This window comes from Aeromonas sp. s12, from assembly GCF_040907925.1.
Taxonomy (GTDB): Bacteria; Pseudomonadota; Gammaproteobacteria; order Enterobacterales; family Aeromonadaceae; genus Aeromonas; species Aeromonas veronii.
Genome location: NZ_JBFOCT010000031.1, coordinates 29,708 through 44,877 on the forward strand (window position 1 = coordinate 29,708; position 15,170 = coordinate 44,877).

Here is a 15,170-nt window from a genome sequence, read left to right on the forward strand (position 1 = left end):
ATCCAGCATCGCACGATTTGATAAATAGAATGGCCGCCCGATAGGCGGCCATTCTATTTGCTTGCAGAGTCCGGTTCAGACCAGCGCCTTGCCTTTGAGCAGTTTGCGCACCCAGTAACGGGCTGGGTGGAGCGCTTCCAGCAGATCGGCGGCCAGCGGCAGGGGATCGCCGCAGATCTCGCTGGCGAGCAGCTCACCACAGAGCGGCGCCGAGCAGAGACCCCGCGAGCCGAGCGCACCCAGCACATAGAGGCCGGGGTGAAGGGGGAACTGCTGGGCGTTGTGCTGATCATGCTGCAGCTGCGCATAGTGATCCGCCAGACCTTGCAATCTGGCCACTGGCCCCACCACCGGCAGGTGATCCCGGCTGGCACAACGCACCCCTACGCGCGCCTCGTTGCCGCTCACATCCACTTCGGCGGGCCAGGTTTGCTCCGGCAGGCAGGCTTGCAACCGCACCTGATTCTGGATTTGCTCCTCGGCACGAAACTCAAGGCTGCTCTGGTTACGGCCATAGCTGGCACCAATACAGTGTTGATCGTTGTGCATAGGTGTGAGGTAGCCATCGTAGCAGAGCACCGTGTTGAGCTGACTCAAGCTGGCTGAGGTTGGCACATGACTCACCTGACCGCGCACCGGATAGAGCGGCAGCTCGGCAAAGGGGAGCAGTGCTGGCAACTGGTGTCCGGCGGCGACCACCAGATTGGGGGCCTGCCAGTGGCGGCCATCCTGGCTCTCTACTTGCCAGCCATCGGCCAGTTCAGTAATAGCGACCACCTCGGTGTTGAACACGACCTCCAGCAGGCCGCTGGCTTGCGCCTCTTTCAGGGCGGCTCGGGTGAGATCGGCCGGACAGAGCCAACCCCCCTGTGGGTAACTGACGCCGCTGTGGCCACAGGGCAGGCCAACCACCTGCTCTACCTCTGCTGTAGAGAGGGGATGCATCAGCTCGGACGGGAAGGGGCCCTGGTTCATTTTCGCCAACTTGGCTGCCGGTTTGTCGTCATAACCGAGCTGGGTCACTCCGCATAATTCGAAAGCGATAGGGTGGCGTTCGGCCAACGCCAGCAGCCGTTGGCGGGCATAGCCAAAGGCGAGCGAATAGAAGCGTGACAGGGCATCGTGCTCGCCGTTGAGCAGGGGATAGAGCGCCCCCTGACGATTGCCTGAGGCGCCGGTGGCCGGTTCGCCATCTGTACACAGCAATGTCACCTTGCGACCCCGCTCCACCAGAGAGAGCGCCGTCACGGCCGAGGCGATGCCGCCGCCGATGATCACTACCTCGCCAGTGCGTCCGGCAGGACGGGCATACCAGGGGGCGATGGTCTGCTGCGGCTGCTTGTCGGTGCGATCCCCCACCAGCATCTCCCGCTTGCTACCGTGGCCCTTCACCTTCTTCATGGCAAAACCGGCGGCAATCAGGCCGCGACGGACAAAACCGGCACAGGTAAAGGTGGCAATGGAGCAATCGGGACGGGCGAGGCGAGCGAGACCATCAAACAGCTCCTGTGTCCACATCTCCGGGTTCTTGGCCGGGGAGAAACCATCCAGATACCAGGCATCCACCAGACCTTCTGCCCGATGAGGCACCTGCGGCAGCATATCCTTGATATCGCCAAACCAGAGATCGAGGCGAATGCGGCCACCCGCAAAATGCAGGCGGTGGCAACCGGAAACCGGCAGCGGCCATTGGGCGACAAGATCCTGACTCAAGTGGCCAAGTTCAGGCCAGGCGGCCAGCGCCTTGCGCAGATCGTCTTGGGTCAGGGGGTATTTCTCGAAACTGATGAAGTGCAGACGGGAGCCGTTGCCGGATTGAGGCGCCTGTTCCAGGAAGGCTTGCATTGTCGCCAGAAAGTTAAGGCCTGTGCCGAAACCTGTTTCACCTATCACGAAACTGTCACTATCGTGGTGCGAAAATCGCGCAGGTAGCCGGTTTTGCTGCAAAAAGACGTAGCGGGTTTCACTTAGACCGTTATCATTGGAAAAGTACACATCCCCGAAGTCACTGGAGACAGGAGTTCCCGCTTCATTCCAGTCCAATCGGGCATGATGTAAGGATGTTTGACTCACGTTTTCCTCGGCTCGCGTCACAAAATCGCGGGCATTCTACGTGAAAGCAGACCAGTTTGGCAGCCGAAAGCGGGTAGACTTGGCGCCAGTTTTTCCAGACGAGATGAATTAATGAGAAGAGCAGTGATCACCGGTATCGGCGTCATCTCCAGTATCGGCAACAACAAGGAAGAAGTGCTGGCCTCCCTGAAAGCAGGTAAATCCGGCATCACCTATTCCGAGCAGTTCGAGCAGCACAACCTGCGCAGCCGTGTCTGGGGTAACATCAAACTCGATCCGTCTGAACTGATCGACCGTAAAGTCATGCGTTTCATGGGCGACGCTGCGGCCTACGCCTACCTCTCCATGCAGCAGGCCATTGAAGATGCCGGTCTGGCGGAAGATCAGGTCTCCAACGAGCGTACCGGCCTGGTGGTCGGTTCAGGTGGTGCCTCCGGCAAGAACACCTCGGAATCTGTGGACATCGCCCGTGAGAAAGGGGTCAAGCGTGTGGGCCCTTACATGGTGCCGCGCACCATGTCCTCCACCACTTCCGCTTGCCTCGCGACCCCGTTCCAGATCAAGGGTGTCAACTACTCCATCAGCTCAGCTTGCGCCACCTCTGCGCACTGCATCGGTCACGCACTTGAGCTGATCCAGCTTGGCAAACAGGATGTGGTCTTCGCCGGTGGTGGTGAAGAGCTGGACTGGTCCTCTACCATCCAGTTTGACGCCATGGGCGCCCTCTCCACCAAGTACAACGACACGCCGGAAAAAGCGTCCCGTACCTATGATGCGAACCGCGACGGTTTCGTTATCTCCGGTGGTGGCGGCATTCTGGTGATCGAAGAGCTGGAACATGCGCTGGCGCGTGGCGCTCACATCTATGCTGAGCTGACTGGCTATGGTGCTACCTCCGATGGCTATGACATGGTCGCGCCGAGCGGTGAAGGCGCGGTGCGTTGCATGAAGATGGCGATGCAGGGTGTGGGCAAGGTTGATTACATCAACACCCACGGCACCTCCACTCCGGTGGGTGATACCAAAGAGCTGGAAGCTATCCAGACTCTGTTTGGCGCCAACGGTCCCAAGATCTCTGCCACCAAGGCGATGACCGGCCATGCGCTGGGCGCTGCGGGCGTGCACGAGGCTGTCTACTCCCTGCTGATGATGGAACACGGCTTTATCGCTCCCAGCATCAACATCGAGACTCTGGACGAGAAGGCCGAAGGTCTGCCCATCGTGCGTGAGTACGAAGTGGCCGAACTCAACACCGTCATGTCCAACAGCTTCGGCTTTGGCGGTACCAACGCTTCTCTGGTGTTCAGCAAGTTCAAAGCTTGATCATCCGGTTGATATGAAAAAAGCGCCTCAGGGCGCTTTTTTTGTCTTCGGGATCTGCCATCACTCATTGCAGAGCAGAGCAGAGCAGAGCAGAGCAGAGCAGAGCAGAGCAGAGCAGAGCAGAGCAGAGCAGAGCAGAGCAGAGCAGAGCAGAGCAGAGCAGAGCAGAGCAGAGCAGAGCAGAGCAGAGCAGAGCAGAGCAGAGCAGAGCAGAGCAGAGCAGAGCAGAGCAGAGCAGAGCAGAGCAGAGCAGAGCAGAGCAGAGCAGAGCAGAGCAGAGCAGAGCAGAGCAGAGCAGAGCAGAGCAGAGCAGAGCAGAGCAGAGCAGAGCAGAGCAGAGCAGAGCAGAGCAGAGCAGAGCAGAGCAGAGCAGAGCAGAGCAGAGCAGAGCAGAGCAGAGCAGAGCAGAGCAGAGCAGAGCAGAGCAGAGCAGAGCAGAGCAGAGCAGAGCAGAGCAGAGCAGAGCAGAGCAGAGCATCGACCACTGTGGAATAGGGGGAGTGGGTTGGTGGCAGATTTCAGCGCAGATGGGGGGGCCACACCAATGAGCCTGCTCCGCACTTGGGAGAAAGGCAGATAGCAAGAAGGGAGCCTGAGGCTCCCTTCTTTGTTAGCGGTAATGTGATAGCTGCTGGCTAGAACCAGAAGCCGATGATAAAGGAGCCCGCAAGGGTCAGCATCACGTTGGCCACCGCATAGGTACCGGCATAGCCGAGTGCCGGAATGGAGCTGTTGGCTGCCTCGTTGACCACATCCATCGCCGGGGCACAGGTACGGGCACCTGTGATGGCACCGAGCAGCAGCGCCGGGTTCATCTTGAGCACCCAGACCCCGAACAGATAGCCTACCAGCACCGGCAAGGTGGTCACCAGCATGCCGGAGAAGAGCACTACCGTACCCACCTCGCTGAGGTGGTCGAGGATGCCGCCACCGGCTTTCAGACCCGTACTCACCATAAAGACCGCCAGACCGAGATCCTTGGCCAATCTGAGCGCGCCGGGCGGCACATAGCCGACCGTCGGGTGGTTGGCCCGCAGGTAACCCATCAGAATGCCTGCCAGCAGCAGGCCGACGGCGTTGCCGAGACCGAATTCGATCTGACCGAACACCAGCGAAACGGAGCCGATCAGCAGGCCGAGTACGAAGAAGGTGGTGAAGGCCACCAGATCCGTGGTCTGGCTGTGGATGCTGATAAAGCCGATCTTGTTGGCCAGCAGTTTGACCCGCTGTTTCTCGCCACTGATCTGCAGCACGTCGCCCTTTTGCAACATGATGTTGCGATCGAACGGCATCTCGATTTGGGAGCGTACCACCCGGTTGAGGAAGCACCCTTTCTCGGTGAGGTTGAGCTCCACCAGATGGCGGCCGACCACCGAGTCATTCTTTACCACTATCTCTTCGGTGACGATCTGCAGGTCGAGCAGGTTGCGGTCGAACACCTCTTTACCGTTGCGGTAGTTGACGTCCAGCTTCTCGTGGCTCTCGGGATAGCCCACCAGAGCGATCTCATCCCCTTCCTGAATAACGGCATCGCCATCGGGACTGGCCAGAATGCCGTTGCGGCGGATCCGCTCTACATAGCAGCCGGTATGGGGATAGATGCCGGTCTCCCGCAGGGTACGGCCACCGATCCAGGCTGCCAGTTCGGGGCCCACCCGATAGGCGCGGATGATGGGCAGATAGGTCTTGCGACTCTCGCTGTCGGAGAGACCCCGCTCACGGGCGATTTTTTGCGCCTCGGTATTGAGGTCGAGGCGTGCCAGCGAGGGGAGATAGCGCACCACCAGCATCAGGCCCACCAGACCCACCAGATAGGTCAGGGCGTAGCCGATGCCCATGTTGTCGAGCACCGCCTGCATATCGGTCTGATGGGGCAGGTTGAGCAGACCGCTGCGCAAGGCATCCTGGGCACCTACCAGCGCGGGGGTCGAGGTGAGGGAACCCGCCAGGATCCCCGCCGCCATGCCCGGCCCCAGATTGAAGAACTTGGCCAGCCCCACCGTCAGCAGCAGGGCGGTCAGCAAGATCACCAGGGTCAGGGTGATGTAGTGGATGCCGTCGCGCAGGAAGACGCTGAAGAAATGAGGGCCCGCCTCGATCCCCACACAGAAGATGAACAGCATAAAGCCGACGTTTTCAGTGGTGGCTGCAAATTCGAAGCCCATCTGGCCGAACAGCAGGGCGGTAAACAGCACACCTATGGTGTTGCCAATCTGAAAGTTGCCAATTCGCACCTTGCCAAGCAGCAGGCCGAAGGCCAATACCACGAACAGCAGCAGGGAGTCGCTTTGATGTAGCAGTGTCACGAAATCTATGGTCATGCCCGGAAAAACCGAGGAAAAAAGTGGGGTCGATATTGTGCCGGATCTATCCCCAATAAAGAAGCGCAAGGGTGCGATTAATCGGACGTTATCGGACGCTATTTGTGGAGCCGGCGGCGTGATAGGGAGACAAGCGGATGAAATCTGGCAATTTTTGCTGTAACCGCCGTTGTCAATTAGTGAAATCTGCTGCCCGCGACCGAAGAGCTCTGGCGCAGGCCGATATTTTAGATTCTGCTGTTCAGCCGCTTGGCGGGGATCAGTTTCAGCAGATTCAACCGATGGCCGCCATGGTTGGCTGAGGGGCAAATCAGCTTGATATTTGCCCGTTCGCCCACAGGGAAAGGGTTGGCAAAAAGATACCTCTGAAAAGTGCCAATAGAGCCTGTCACCTCACTGTTCCTGAGGGGGCAAAAAAACAGCATAAAATCAGGTTGGCCAGCAAAATGACTCTTCGCCGGGGGCCATCAAGGGCAATCCCGCGTCCTGACAGGGCTTGCTGCACTTACCCACAGAATCTGTGGATAACCCTGTTTATGAAACTTGTTCATCGCCCTGAAAGCCGCGCCAGTACTGGGATGCAAGGGCTGTTCAAAAAATACCGGAAGAAAAATGTTTGTATAAAAATCAAATAGTTAGATGCGACAGGAGAAAACTCTGTCGAGCCAGGACGGGTAACAAAAGGGAGCGTCAGCAGCAAGAAGGATCTTGTGCATTAAAATTGGCAGGAGAGGGCACTAAAGTGGATAACTTGCACCGAGATGGTGAGGAATTTGGCTCCCCCGACTGGACTTGAACCAGTGACATACGGATTAACAGTCCGCCGTTCTACCGACTGAACTACGGGGGAACATCAGGCAAGGAGGAGCATCATACAGAAGGTGTCTGAGGTGGTCAAGCCATTCGCGGTATGATGGCACGGGTGTACCGCTGCCAAACCCTCGGTTACACTGCTCCTTTGCTGTTTTGTGTCGGGAGTGTTCATGAGCAAATTGTTCAAGTTAGCCAGCCAGTTTCAACCTGCCGGTGATCAGCCCACGGCGATTGCCCAACTGCTGGATGGCATCGAGTCGGGGCTGGCCCACCAGACCCTGCTCGGGGTGACCGGTTCGGGCAAGACCTTCACCATGGCCAATGTCATCGCCACTCTGAATCGCCCGACCATGATCCTGGCTCCCAACAAGACCCTGGCCGCCCAGCTCTATGGTGAGATGAAGGAGTTCTTCCCCGACAACGCGGTGGAGTATTTCGTCTCCTACTACGACTATTACCAGCCCGAAGCCTATGTGCCGACCACCGACACCTTTATAGAGAAGGATGCCTCCATCAACGATCACATCGAGCAGATGCGATTGTCGGCCACCAAGGCGTTGCTGGAGCGGCGCGACGTGGTGATCGTTGCTTCGGTGTCGGCCATCTATGGTCTGGGGGATCCCCAAGCTTATCTGAGCATGATGCTGCACCTCAAAGTGGGGGATGTGATCAACCAGCGGGATATCCTGCGTCGCCTCGCCGAGCTGCAGTACACCCGCAACGACATGGCGTTTCAACGCGGCACCTTCCGGGTGCGCGGTGAAGTGATCGACATCTACCCTGCCGAATCGGACAAGCTGGCCCTGCGGGTAGAACTCTTTGATGAAGAGGTGGAGCGGCTCTCCCAGTTCGATCCCCTGACCGGTGCCATAGAGCAGACGGTAGTGCGCTACACCATCTACCCCAAGACCCACTACGCTACCCCGCGCGAGACCATTCTGGGGGCTATCGAGCATATCAAGGAGGAGCTGCGCAGTCGCCGCGAGCAACTGTTGTCTCTCAACAAGTTGGTGGAGGAGCAGCGCATCAGCCAGCGCACCCAGTTCGACATGGAGATGATGCAGGAGCTGGGTTACTGCTCCGGCATCGAGAACTACAGCCGCTACCTCTCCGGTCGTGCGCCGGGGGAGCCGCCGCCCACCCTGTTTGACTACCTGCCGGGGGATGGTTTGCTCATCATCGATGAGTCCCACGTCACGGTGCCGCAGATCGGCGCCATGTTCAAAGGGGACCGCTCCCGCAAGGAGACCCTGGTGGAGTACGGCTTCCGGCTCCCCTCGGCGCTGGACAACCGGCCGCTCAAGTTCGACGAATTTGAAGCGCTGATGCCGCAGACGGTGTTTGTCTCGGCGACTCCCGGCCCCTACGAGCTGGAGAAGTCCGGCGGCGATGTGGTGCAGCAGGTGGTGCGCCCAACCGGCCTGCTCGATCCGGAGATCGAGGTGCGTCCGGTGACCACGCAGGTGGACGATCTGCTCTCCGAGATCCGCAAGCGGGTCGCCGTCGAGGAGCGGGTGCTGGTCACGACCCTGACCAAGCGGATGGCGGAAGACTTGACCGAGTATCTGGCGGAGCACGACGTCAAGGTGCGCTATCTCCACTCTGATATCGATACGGTCGAACGGGTGGAGATCATCCGCGATCTGCGCCTTGGCAAGTTCGATGTGCTGGTGGGCATCAACCTGCTGCGGGAAGGTCTCGACATGCCGGAAGTGTCGCTGGTGGCGATTCTCGATGCAGATAAAGAGGGCTTCCTGCGCTCCACTCGTTCACTGATCCAGACCATCGGCCGTGCGGCGCGTAACCTCAACGGCAAGGTCATTCTCTACGGCGATACCATCACCAACTCGATGAAGGTAGCCATTGAGGAGACCGAGCGGCGCCGCGCCTTGCAGCATGCCCATAACCTCAAGCATGGGATCACCCCCAAAGGGCTCAACAAATCCATTGGCGATGTGATGGACATGGGGGGCAGCCGCACGGCAGGTAAACCAGGCAAGGGGATGCGCAAGGCAGCCGAGCCGCAAGGGGAATACCATGTCCGCTCTGCCAGCGAGATTGCCAAAGAGATCAAGCGGATGGAGGAGCAGATGTTCCAGCATGCCCGGGATCTGGAGTTCGAACAGGCGGCAGCACTGCGGGATCAGATCCAGCAGTTGCGCAGCGAGTTGATCGAGTCATGAGCCGCAAACGCTGGCTGATTTGGCAACGACTTCGTCGTCTCTATCATGGTTTTCGCCATCCTGGTACCCCCTGGTGGGCGAGGGGCCTGGTGATCCTTATCCTGCTCTATGGCATCAGTCCGGTGGATCTTATCCCCGACGTGGTACCCTTGCTGGGTTGGTTCGATGATGTGACCCTGCTGCTGGTGTTGCTATGGGGTTGGGAGCGTTGTTTGCCCTCCGCAGTGCGCAGCGATCTAGAACAGGCCTCCTAGTTCACCTTTTCAACACCACGCTCGACATCACTCTTTGTGCCCCCACCCTCGAAGGAAGCGGAAAAACGGTTTCATTTGAAGGTGGGCGCTTCGGGATGAAAAAGAGGCTGCCTCGGTGATTGTCGCCCGGATGGCATTGGCGTAGACTCCACGCCGTTCACTTTATGGGTATGGAAAAATGGATCTGATCCTCTTTGCAATCGACTTTATCCTGCACGTTGACGTGCATTTGAAAGAGCTGTTTGAGAACTATGGCGTCTGGGTTTACGCCATCCTGTTTCTGATCATCTTCTGTGAAACAGGGTTGGTAGTGACGCCGTTCCTGCCGGGTGACTCCCTGCTGTTTGCCGCCGGTGCGCTCACCGTGGGCAGCGTGCTGGACGTCCATACCCTGTCGGCCGTGCTGATCATCGCTGCCGTGCTGGGCAACGTGGTCAACTACACCATTGGTCACTTCTTCGGCGAGCAGCTGTTCCGCAACCCGGACTCCAAAATCTTCCGCCGGGATTATCTGGAGAAGACCCACGCCTTCTATGCCAAGCATGGTGGCAAGACCATCATCATCACCCGCTTCCTGCCTATCGTGCGTACCTTTGCGCCGTTCGTGGCAGGGATGGGGGCCATGACCTATCCGCGCTTCCTGGCGTTCAACCTGGTTGGCGGTCTGCTGTGGGTACTCTCTTTTGTCTATGCCGGCCACTTCTTTGGCAATCTGCCGGTGGTGCGTCACAACTTTACCCTGCTGATCTTCGGCATCATTGGTATCTCCCTGTTGCCCATGGTGATTGGCGCGGTCAAGGCCAAGATGGGTACTGCCAAGGCGTAACCAGAAATAGGGTCAGCCAGAACGAGAAAGGGGGATCCATGATGGCTCCCCCTTTTTATCTTCACGCGGGCATGACACTCAGTTGCAGCAGCGTCCTTTCACCAGATTGCCGATGGCCACCACGGTGAAGACCAACAGGTAAGCGGCGAAGATGACAACCAGCCACTGGGGCATGGAGTAACCGAAGAACTGCCAGGTGATCTGGGCACAATCCCCTTCAGGCATAAAGAGCCAGGGGAGCCACTGATCGAGTGGAGCCCAGCTCGGGAAGTCGGCAAACGGGCTGCAGACGTTGAACGGGGAGGGGTTGACCTGATAGTCCACATGCTTGAGGGCCAGCTGGAAGCCGCGGAAGGCACTGTAGCCCCACAGCAACATGGCACTCCAGCGAACATACCACTTATCCGGCGCCACCATGCCGAGCAGACCGGCGGCCAGCACCCCCAGGGTCGCCAACCGTTCGTAAACGCACATCACGCACGGGGAGAGGCCCAGTACATGCTGGAAGAAGAGGGCACACAACTCGAGGAACAGGGCTGATGCTGCCAACAGGCCCCAAGCCAGCCGATGGGCGGCAATACGGCGGAGAAACTCGATCATCTCATTGATCTCTCAGAAAAAACAGTGGCTGAATTAGAGCAGAGCGGGGCAGAAAAGAAAAGGGCCCTGAAAGGGCCCTCGGAAACCATCTCAATGGATTAATGCAGCGCCGGCTGTACCGCTGGCAGCGCACTCTCCATCACCAGCCATCCATGCTGATAGAACCACTCGGTGGCAGGACCAAGCAGCAATTCGACAGAGAAAAAGCCGATCAGCCCCAGCACCAATGTGTAGGGCAGCGCCATCCAGACCATGCGGCCATAGGAGAGACGCAGCAGCGGCGCCAATGCCGAAGTGAGCATAAACAGGAAGGCGGCCTGACCATTGGGGGTGGCGACCGACGGCAGGTTGGTACCTGTGTTGATGGCTACCGCCAGCAGATCGAACTGGGCGCGGTCGATGGCACCATTGAGCATGGCCGTCTTCACCTCATTGATGTAGACGGTGCCGACAAAGACGTTGTCACTGACCATGGAGAGCACCCCGTTGGCCAGATAGAAGAGGGCCAGCTGGTTCTCAGGTTTGGCTGCCAATACTAGCTGGATCACCGGCTTGAACAGCTGCTGATCGATGATGACGGCGACCACGCTGAAGAAGACTGCCAGCAGGGCGGTGAAGGGGAGTGCCTCCTGGAAGGCTTTACCCAGCGAGTGCTCCTCGGTGATCCCGGTCAGGGAGGTGGCCAGCACGATGACTGAGAGACCAATCAGGCCAACGGCTGCCAGGTGCATGGCCAGACCGACAATCAGCCAGACCGCAATCAACGCCTGAACGATCAGCTTGGCCTTGTCTTGCGGGCTGCGTTTAGCTTCATCGTAGCGGTTGTACTCCTCCATGATGGCGCGCACCGTGTCCGGCAGGCGGGCACCATAGCCAAACCAGCGGAACTGTTCCACCAGCACGCAGGTCAGCAGACCGCAGATAAAGACGGGGATGGTGACGGGAGACATGCGAATGGCAAATTCGGCGAAGTTCCAGCTGGCTTGCTCGCCGATGATGAGGTTTTGCGGCTCGCCCACCAGAGTGCAGACACCACCCAGCGCGGTACCGATGGCGGCATGCATCATCAGGCTGCGCAGGAAGGCACGAAAATCGTCGAGATCCTGGCGATTGAGCTCGGCGACTTCCTTATCATCGGTATGGTCATGGCTGTGACCAAACTCCTTGCCGGACGAGACCTTGTGATAAATGGCATAAAAGCCGGTGGCGACGCTGATCACAACGGCAATCACGGTCAGGGCATCGAGAAAAGCCGACAGGAAGGCGGAGACCAGACAGAAGGAGAGGGAGAGCAGGATCTTGGAGCGTACGCCGATCAGCAGCTTGGTGAAGACATAGAGTAGCAGCTGCTTCATGAAATAGATGCCTGCCACCATGAACACCAGCAACAGCAGCACTTCGATATTGGCGACCAGCTCGTGCTTGACCTGATCGGCGGAGGTCATGCCGATCAACACGGCTTCGATCGCGAGCAGACCACCCGGTTGCAGGGGGTAGCACTTGAGGGCCATGGCCAGGGTGAAGATAAACTCAACGACCAGTAACCAGCCCGCAATGAAAGGATCAAGGTGGAAGGCAATCGGATTGATTACCAGAAATAGCAAGATGGCGCTTTTATACCACTGTGGTGCATTGCCCAAGAAGTTCTTGGCGAATGCCTGCCCTAGGCTTATTGGCATGATAATGGGTCTCAACTTTGTTGTTAGGATCTGCTTCTATGCAGTCAAGGATGATTCGACCTGTGCCTCCGGATGTTGGCCTTTATCTGTCTGATTCCTCGTGATTTTAATCAAAAAGCGTGACGATTATAAATGATAGCCGATGGAACTCTGCCCATCTGTCTGTTTTATAACCACCTTGTCGGGGTTGGCTGGCTCCCTCGTGGCGATTAGATACATATTCCCAACACTATATTTGCCATATGTGAGCAGAGGACTGACCTTATGCTTGCCAGCCATCATCGCTTTGATATCATTCGTCAGCCTTTTTACGCATTACAACAGAGTCAATTCATGGTTATAAAAGCGCAGAGCCCAGCTGGGTTTGCCGAGGAATACATCATCGAGTCCATCTGGAACAATCGCTTTCCTCCCGGATCTATTCTGCCCGCCGAGCGTGAATTATCCGAGTTGATCGGGGTGACGCGGACGACCTTGCGCGAAGTGCTGCAGCGACTGGCCCGTGATGGCTGGTTGACCATACAGCATGGCAAGCCGACCAAGGTGAACAATTTCTGGGAAACCTCCGGCCTCAATATTCTGGAGACATTGGCTCGTCTGGATCAGGACAAGGTACCTGATCTGATAGCTCAGCTGCTCTCCGCCCGTACCCACATCTGCACCATCTTTATCCGCGGGGCGATCCGTCACAATCCGGAACAGGCCGCCGAGATCCTGCGTGGCGCCGATGGGGTCGAGAACAACGCACAGGCTTATGCCGAGTTCGATTATCGTCTGCACCACCAGCTGGCGTTTGCTTCCGGCAATCCGATCTACGCTTTGATCCTGAACGGTTTCAAAGGTTTGTACAGCCGGGTTGGCAGCTACTACTTCTCCGACAAGCAGGCCCGCGAGACCGCAGATGCCTACTACAAGACCCTGCTCAATCTGGCGGAGACCAAGAACCACGAAGCCGTGTTCATGACGGTGCGTCAGTACGGTATCGAGTCCGGCAAGCTGTGGACACGCCTGCGTCAGGACATGCCAAGCGATCTGTGCGACAACTGATCCCTTGCCTGTGCTGTCCAAGAAACGCGCCATTCGGCGCGTTTTTTTATTCCGCCGTGTTTGTGTCTATCCTTGACTGGTGGTGGTAATTGTTTGAACTACATGGATATTTGGCCAAAAAGCTTGATCCAGCGCAAATGAACCCTGCATTTATCACTTTGGTGGCATAGGACCCAACCGCTGATTGAGGTCAAATGGAGGCATCAAGAGCGGAGCCAATATCCGCCAGAAGGAACACACCTTTCACCGGATGAAGGACACAACAATGAGTCTTCTTGAACACACCATCTGGACAGTACTGGGATATGGGGCCATGCCCTTCATCTTTCTGAGCGGATTCGTGGCGGTGGCAGTGACCTGTTGCATGCTGCTGAATGCGTTCGGGGTACAGTCCGCCGAGAAGTGAGTCGCTTCTCCATGCCGCCAAATGCCAGTCTTCGGACTGGCATTTGTTTTTTGTGTCTTTTAAAGCACTTATCCCGGCAGGGAAGGGGAAATCTTTGGTCAGGATGGTCGAACCTGCCGCCGATTTTGATTACACTGGCGCCCGTATTTCCCACTCACCCTTCTCTTATCAGGTGTTCAAGGTTTTCTATGGCTCTCAAGGCAACCGTATTCAAGGCCCAGATCAGTTTGTCTGATATGGATCGCAATCTGTATCAGGACTTCTCCCTCACGCTGGCGCGCCACCCCTCCGAAACCGATGAGCGGATGATGATCCGGCTGGCGGCCTTTGCCTGGCACGCCGCCGAGCGACTGGAGTTCACCAAGGGATTGAGCGCCGATGATGAACCCGAGCTCTGGTGCAAGAACTACTCGGACGAAATAGAGCTCTGGATCGAGCTGGGCCAACCCGATGAAAAACGGCTGAAAAAGGCCTGTAACCGCGCCCGTCAGGTGGTGCTCTACCTCTACGGCGGTCGTGGCACCAGCGTCTGGTGGAAGCAGAACCAGGGCAAGCTGAGCCAGCATGACAACCTCAGCATCATCGAACTCTCCGACAGCCAGACTCTGCCGCTCACCGCCATGGTCGAGCGCACCATGCAGCTCACCTGCACTATCTCCGATGGTCAGCTCTGGGTCAGTAACGGCGCACTGGAAGTGACGCTGGATCCGGTGGTGCTGATGGGCAAACCGGCCCGCGAACTGTAACGGACGCCGCCCATGTTCAGCGCCTTGCTCAATATCGTCATCCCGGTGTTCGGTGTGGTCGGGCTCGGCGCCCTCTACGGGCGATTGCGACCGGGGGCTGCGCTCGGTTACGTCAATCGAGCCAATATCGAGCTGTTTACCCCGGCGCTGGTCTTCTCCGCGCTGGTCAAGTATCCGCTGGCACTGGCGGAGCATCTGCCGTTGATTGCGGCGGGGGCGCTGGTTATTCTTTTACCCGGTCTGCTGCTCGCACTGCTCAAACTCAAAGGGATTGAGCGGGCAGCGCTGATCTTGCCCGCCATGTTCCGAAATACTGGCAATCTCGGTATCCCCTTGATGTTGCTAGCGTTTGGCGAGCAGCAACTGGGGGCCATCGTGATCCTCTTTGTGCTCTCCAATCTGCTGCACTTCTCGGTCGGCATGTTTATCCTCTCGGCCAATACCTCCCGCTGGCTGTGGCTGCGCAGCCCGGTGCTCTGGGCCGCGCTGGCCGGTTTGCTGGTGGCCAACCTGCACATTGCGCTGCCGGAATATGTGGTGACCACGGCCTCGCTGCTCGGTCAGATCTCGGTGCCCCTGATGCTCTTTGCGCTGGGCATTCGCCTGATGGAGGGGGAGCTTGATCACCTTGGCCTCGCGCTCAAGTGCAACCTGCTCTATCTGCTGGCGGGGGGATTGGCGCTGCTGCTGGCGATCTGGCTGTTGCCGCTCAAGACGGAGTGGATCCCGCTGTTGATGTTGTCGGTTTCCTTGCCCCCTGCGGTCTTGAATTACATGCTCTGCGAGCAGTATCACTGCCAGCCGGACAAGGTGGCCAGTATCGTGCTCGGCGGCAATGCCCTCTCTGTGCTAGTGATCCCGCTGGCGGTCTGGTTGGCACTTCATCTGCCCGGCTAAGC

At 58.0% G+C, this 15,170-nt stretch carries 14 protein-coding genes and 1 tRNA gene; 9 read left to right on the forward strand and 6 right to left on the reverse strand.

Annotated elements, in window-relative coordinates; all coding sequences use genetic code 11:
* Nucleotides 1-75: 75 nt before the first annotated feature.
* Entirely contained in the window at nucleotides 76-2,094 is a 2,019-nt protein-coding gene (gene mnmC / locus AB5Y67_RS15610) for a bifunctional tRNA (5-methylaminomethyl-2-thiouridine)(34)-methyltransferase MnmD/FAD-dependent 5-carboxymethylaminomethyl-2-thiouridine(34) oxidoreductase MnmC (RefSeq protein ID WP_325793761.1), read from the reverse strand.
* A 90-nt stretch (nucleotides 2,095-2,184) separates the two neighbouring features.
* On the opposite strand from mnmC, the gene fabB reads away from it, so the two are divergent.
* Nucleotides 2,185-3,396, forward strand: a complete 1,212-nt coding sequence (gene fabB, locus AB5Y67_RS15615) for a beta-ketoacyl-ACP synthase I (RefSeq protein ID WP_199428260.1) — start codon at nucleotides 2,185-2,187, stop codon at nucleotides 3,394-3,396.
* Between the two features lie 64 nt (nucleotides 3,397-3,460).
* Here fabB and AB5Y67_RS15620 read toward each other — a convergent pair whose 3' ends face one another.
* Nucleotides 3,461-3,874, reverse strand: coding sequence for a hypothetical protein (locus tag AB5Y67_RS15620; protein ID WP_368207947.1), 414 nt, complete (start codon nucleotides 3,872-3,874; stop codon nucleotides 3,461-3,463).
* Between the two features lie 157 nt (nucleotides 3,875-4,031).
* Nucleotides 4,032-5,717 (reverse strand): aspartate:alanine antiporter, encoded by a 1,686-nt coding sequence (locus AB5Y67_RS15625; RefSeq protein ID WP_005336899.1) that lies wholly within the window; start codon nucleotides 5,715-5,717, stop codon nucleotides 4,032-4,034.
* A gap of 137 nt (nucleotides 5,718-5,854) precedes the next feature.
* Here AB5Y67_RS15625 and AB5Y67_RS15630 point away from each other — a divergent pair, with 137 nt between their 5' ends.
* The gene (locus tag AB5Y67_RS15630; RefSeq protein ID WP_199428262.1) at nucleotides 5,855-6,019 is read left to right on the forward strand and encodes a hypothetical protein; all 165 of its coding nucleotides are present in this window, start codon (nucleotides 5,855-5,857) and stop codon (nucleotides 6,017-6,019) included.
* Between the two features lie 472 nt (nucleotides 6,020-6,491).
* On the opposite strand, the gene AB5Y67_RS15635 is transcribed toward AB5Y67_RS15630, so the two are convergent.
* A tRNA-Asn gene (locus AB5Y67_RS15635) sits at nucleotides 6,492-6,567 on the reverse strand.
* Between the two features lie 133 nt (nucleotides 6,568-6,700).
* On the opposite strand from AB5Y67_RS15635, the gene uvrB reads away from it, so the two are divergent.
* The 3 genes from uvrB to AB5Y67_RS15650 all read left to right on the forward strand — a co-directional run bounded on the left by uvrB (nucleotide 6,701) and on the right by AB5Y67_RS15650 (nucleotide 9,793).
* Complete coding sequence (gene uvrB, locus AB5Y67_RS15640; RefSeq protein ID WP_005336898.1) at nucleotides 6,701-8,713, forward strand: excinuclease ABC subunit UvrB; 2,013 nt, start codon at nucleotides 6,701-6,703, stop codon at nucleotides 8,711-8,713.
* A complete protein-coding gene (locus AB5Y67_RS15645) occupies nucleotides 8,710-8,967 on the forward strand; it encodes a YkvA family protein (RefSeq protein WP_005336897.1) in 258 nt (85 codons plus the stop codon). Before uvrB ends, AB5Y67_RS15645 begins: the two co-directional genes overlap by 4 nt.
* A 178-nt stretch (nucleotides 8,968-9,145) precedes the next feature.
* Nucleotides 9,146-9,793: a DedA family protein gene (locus tag AB5Y67_RS15650; protein ID WP_199428263.1), complete on the forward strand. Its 648-nt coding sequence runs from the start codon at nucleotides 9,146-9,148 to the stop codon at nucleotides 9,791-9,793.
* A gap of 78 nt (nucleotides 9,794-9,871) precedes the next feature.
* Here the strand turns inward: AB5Y67_RS15650 and dsbB are convergent, their stop codons facing one another.
* The gene (gene dsbB, locus AB5Y67_RS15655; RefSeq protein WP_005336895.1) at nucleotides 9,872-10,393 is read right to left on the reverse strand and encodes a disulfide bond formation protein DsbB; all 522 of its coding nucleotides are present in this window, start codon (nucleotides 10,391-10,393) and stop codon (nucleotides 9,872-9,874) included.
* A gap of 98 nt (nucleotides 10,394-10,491) precedes the next feature.
* Nucleotides 10,492-12,072: a Na(+)/H(+) antiporter NhaB gene (gene nhaB / locus AB5Y67_RS15660; RefSeq protein WP_199428264.1), complete on the reverse strand. Its 1,581-nt coding sequence runs from the start codon at nucleotides 12,070-12,072 to the stop codon at nucleotides 10,492-10,494.
* A 333-nt stretch (nucleotides 12,073-12,405) separates the two neighbouring features.
* On the opposite strand from nhaB, the gene fadR reads away from it, so the two are divergent.
* From fadR to AB5Y67_RS15680, 4 genes are all read left to right on the forward strand, one after another.
* Nucleotides 12,406-13,119 carry a fatty acid metabolism transcriptional regulator FadR gene (gene fadR, locus AB5Y67_RS15665; protein WP_026034983.1) on the forward strand — a complete coding sequence of 238 codons (714 nt, stop codon included), beginning with the start codon at nucleotides 12,406-12,408 and terminating at the stop codon, nucleotides 13,117-13,119.
* A 265-nt stretch (nucleotides 13,120-13,384) separates the two neighbouring features.
* Nucleotides 13,385-13,525, forward strand: a complete 141-nt coding sequence (locus AB5Y67_RS15670) for a TIGR02808 family protein (RefSeq protein ID WP_005345965.1) — start codon at nucleotides 13,385-13,387, stop codon at nucleotides 13,523-13,525.
* A 188-nt stretch (nucleotides 13,526-13,713) separates the two neighbouring features.
* Nucleotides 13,714-14,271, forward strand: coding sequence for a YaeQ family protein (locus AB5Y67_RS15675; RefSeq protein WP_005336887.1), 558 nt, complete (start codon nucleotides 13,714-13,716; stop codon nucleotides 14,269-14,271).
* Between the two features lie 12 nt (nucleotides 14,272-14,283).
* Nucleotides 14,284-15,168, forward strand: coding sequence for an AEC family transporter (locus AB5Y67_RS15680; protein ID WP_199428265.1), 885 nt, complete (start codon nucleotides 14,284-14,286; stop codon nucleotides 15,166-15,168).
* Nucleotides 15,169-15,170: the final 2 nt, after the last annotated feature.

Bases quoted from the DNA above. Each gene is read 5' to 3' on its own strand.
- fabB (WP_199428260.1), top strand. From the start codon at position 2,185: ATGAGAAGAGCAGTGATCACCGGTATCGGCGTCATCTCCAGTATCGGC.
- AB5Y67_RS15620 (WP_368207947.1), bottom strand. From the start codon at position 3,874: ATGCTCTGCTCTGCTCTGCTCTGCTCTGCTCTGCTCTGCTCTGCTCTG.
- AB5Y67_RS15625 (WP_005336899.1), bottom strand. From the start codon at position 5,717: ATGACCATAGATTTCGTGACACTGCTACATCAAAGCGACTCCCTGCTG.
- AB5Y67_RS15630 (WP_199428262.1), top strand. From the start codon at position 5,855: ATGAAATCTGGCAATTTTTGCTGTAACCGCCGTTGTCAATTAGTGAAA.
- uvrB (WP_005336898.1), top strand. From the start codon at position 6,701: ATGAGCAAATTGTTCAAGTTAGCCAGCCAGTTTCAACCTGCCGGTGAT.
- AB5Y67_RS15645 (WP_005336897.1), top strand. From the start codon at position 8,710: ATGAGCCGCAAACGCTGGCTGATTTGGCAACGACTTCGTCGTCTCTAT.
- AB5Y67_RS15650 (WP_199428263.1), top strand. From the start codon at position 9,146: ATGGATCTGATCCTCTTTGCAATCGACTTTATCCTGCACGTTGACGTG.
- dsbB (WP_005336895.1), bottom strand. From the start codon at position 10,393: ATGATCGAGTTTCTCCGCCGTATTGCCGCCCATCGGCTGGCTTGGGGC.
- nhaB (WP_199428264.1), bottom strand. From the start codon at position 12,072: ATGCCAATAAGCCTAGGGCAGGCATTCGCCAAGAACTTCTTGGGCAAT.
- fadR (WP_026034983.1), top strand. From the start codon at position 12,406: ATGGTTATAAAAGCGCAGAGCCCAGCTGGGTTTGCCGAGGAATACATC.
- AB5Y67_RS15670 (WP_005345965.1), top strand. From the start codon at position 13,385: ATGAGTCTTCTTGAACACACCATCTGGACAGTACTGGGATATGGGGCC.
- AB5Y67_RS15675 (WP_005336887.1), top strand. From the start codon at position 13,714: ATGGCTCTCAAGGCAACCGTATTCAAGGCCCAGATCAGTTTGTCTGAT.
- AB5Y67_RS15680 (WP_199428265.1), top strand. From the start codon at position 14,284: ATGTTCAGCGCCTTGCTCAATATCGTCATCCCGGTGTTCGGTGTGGTC.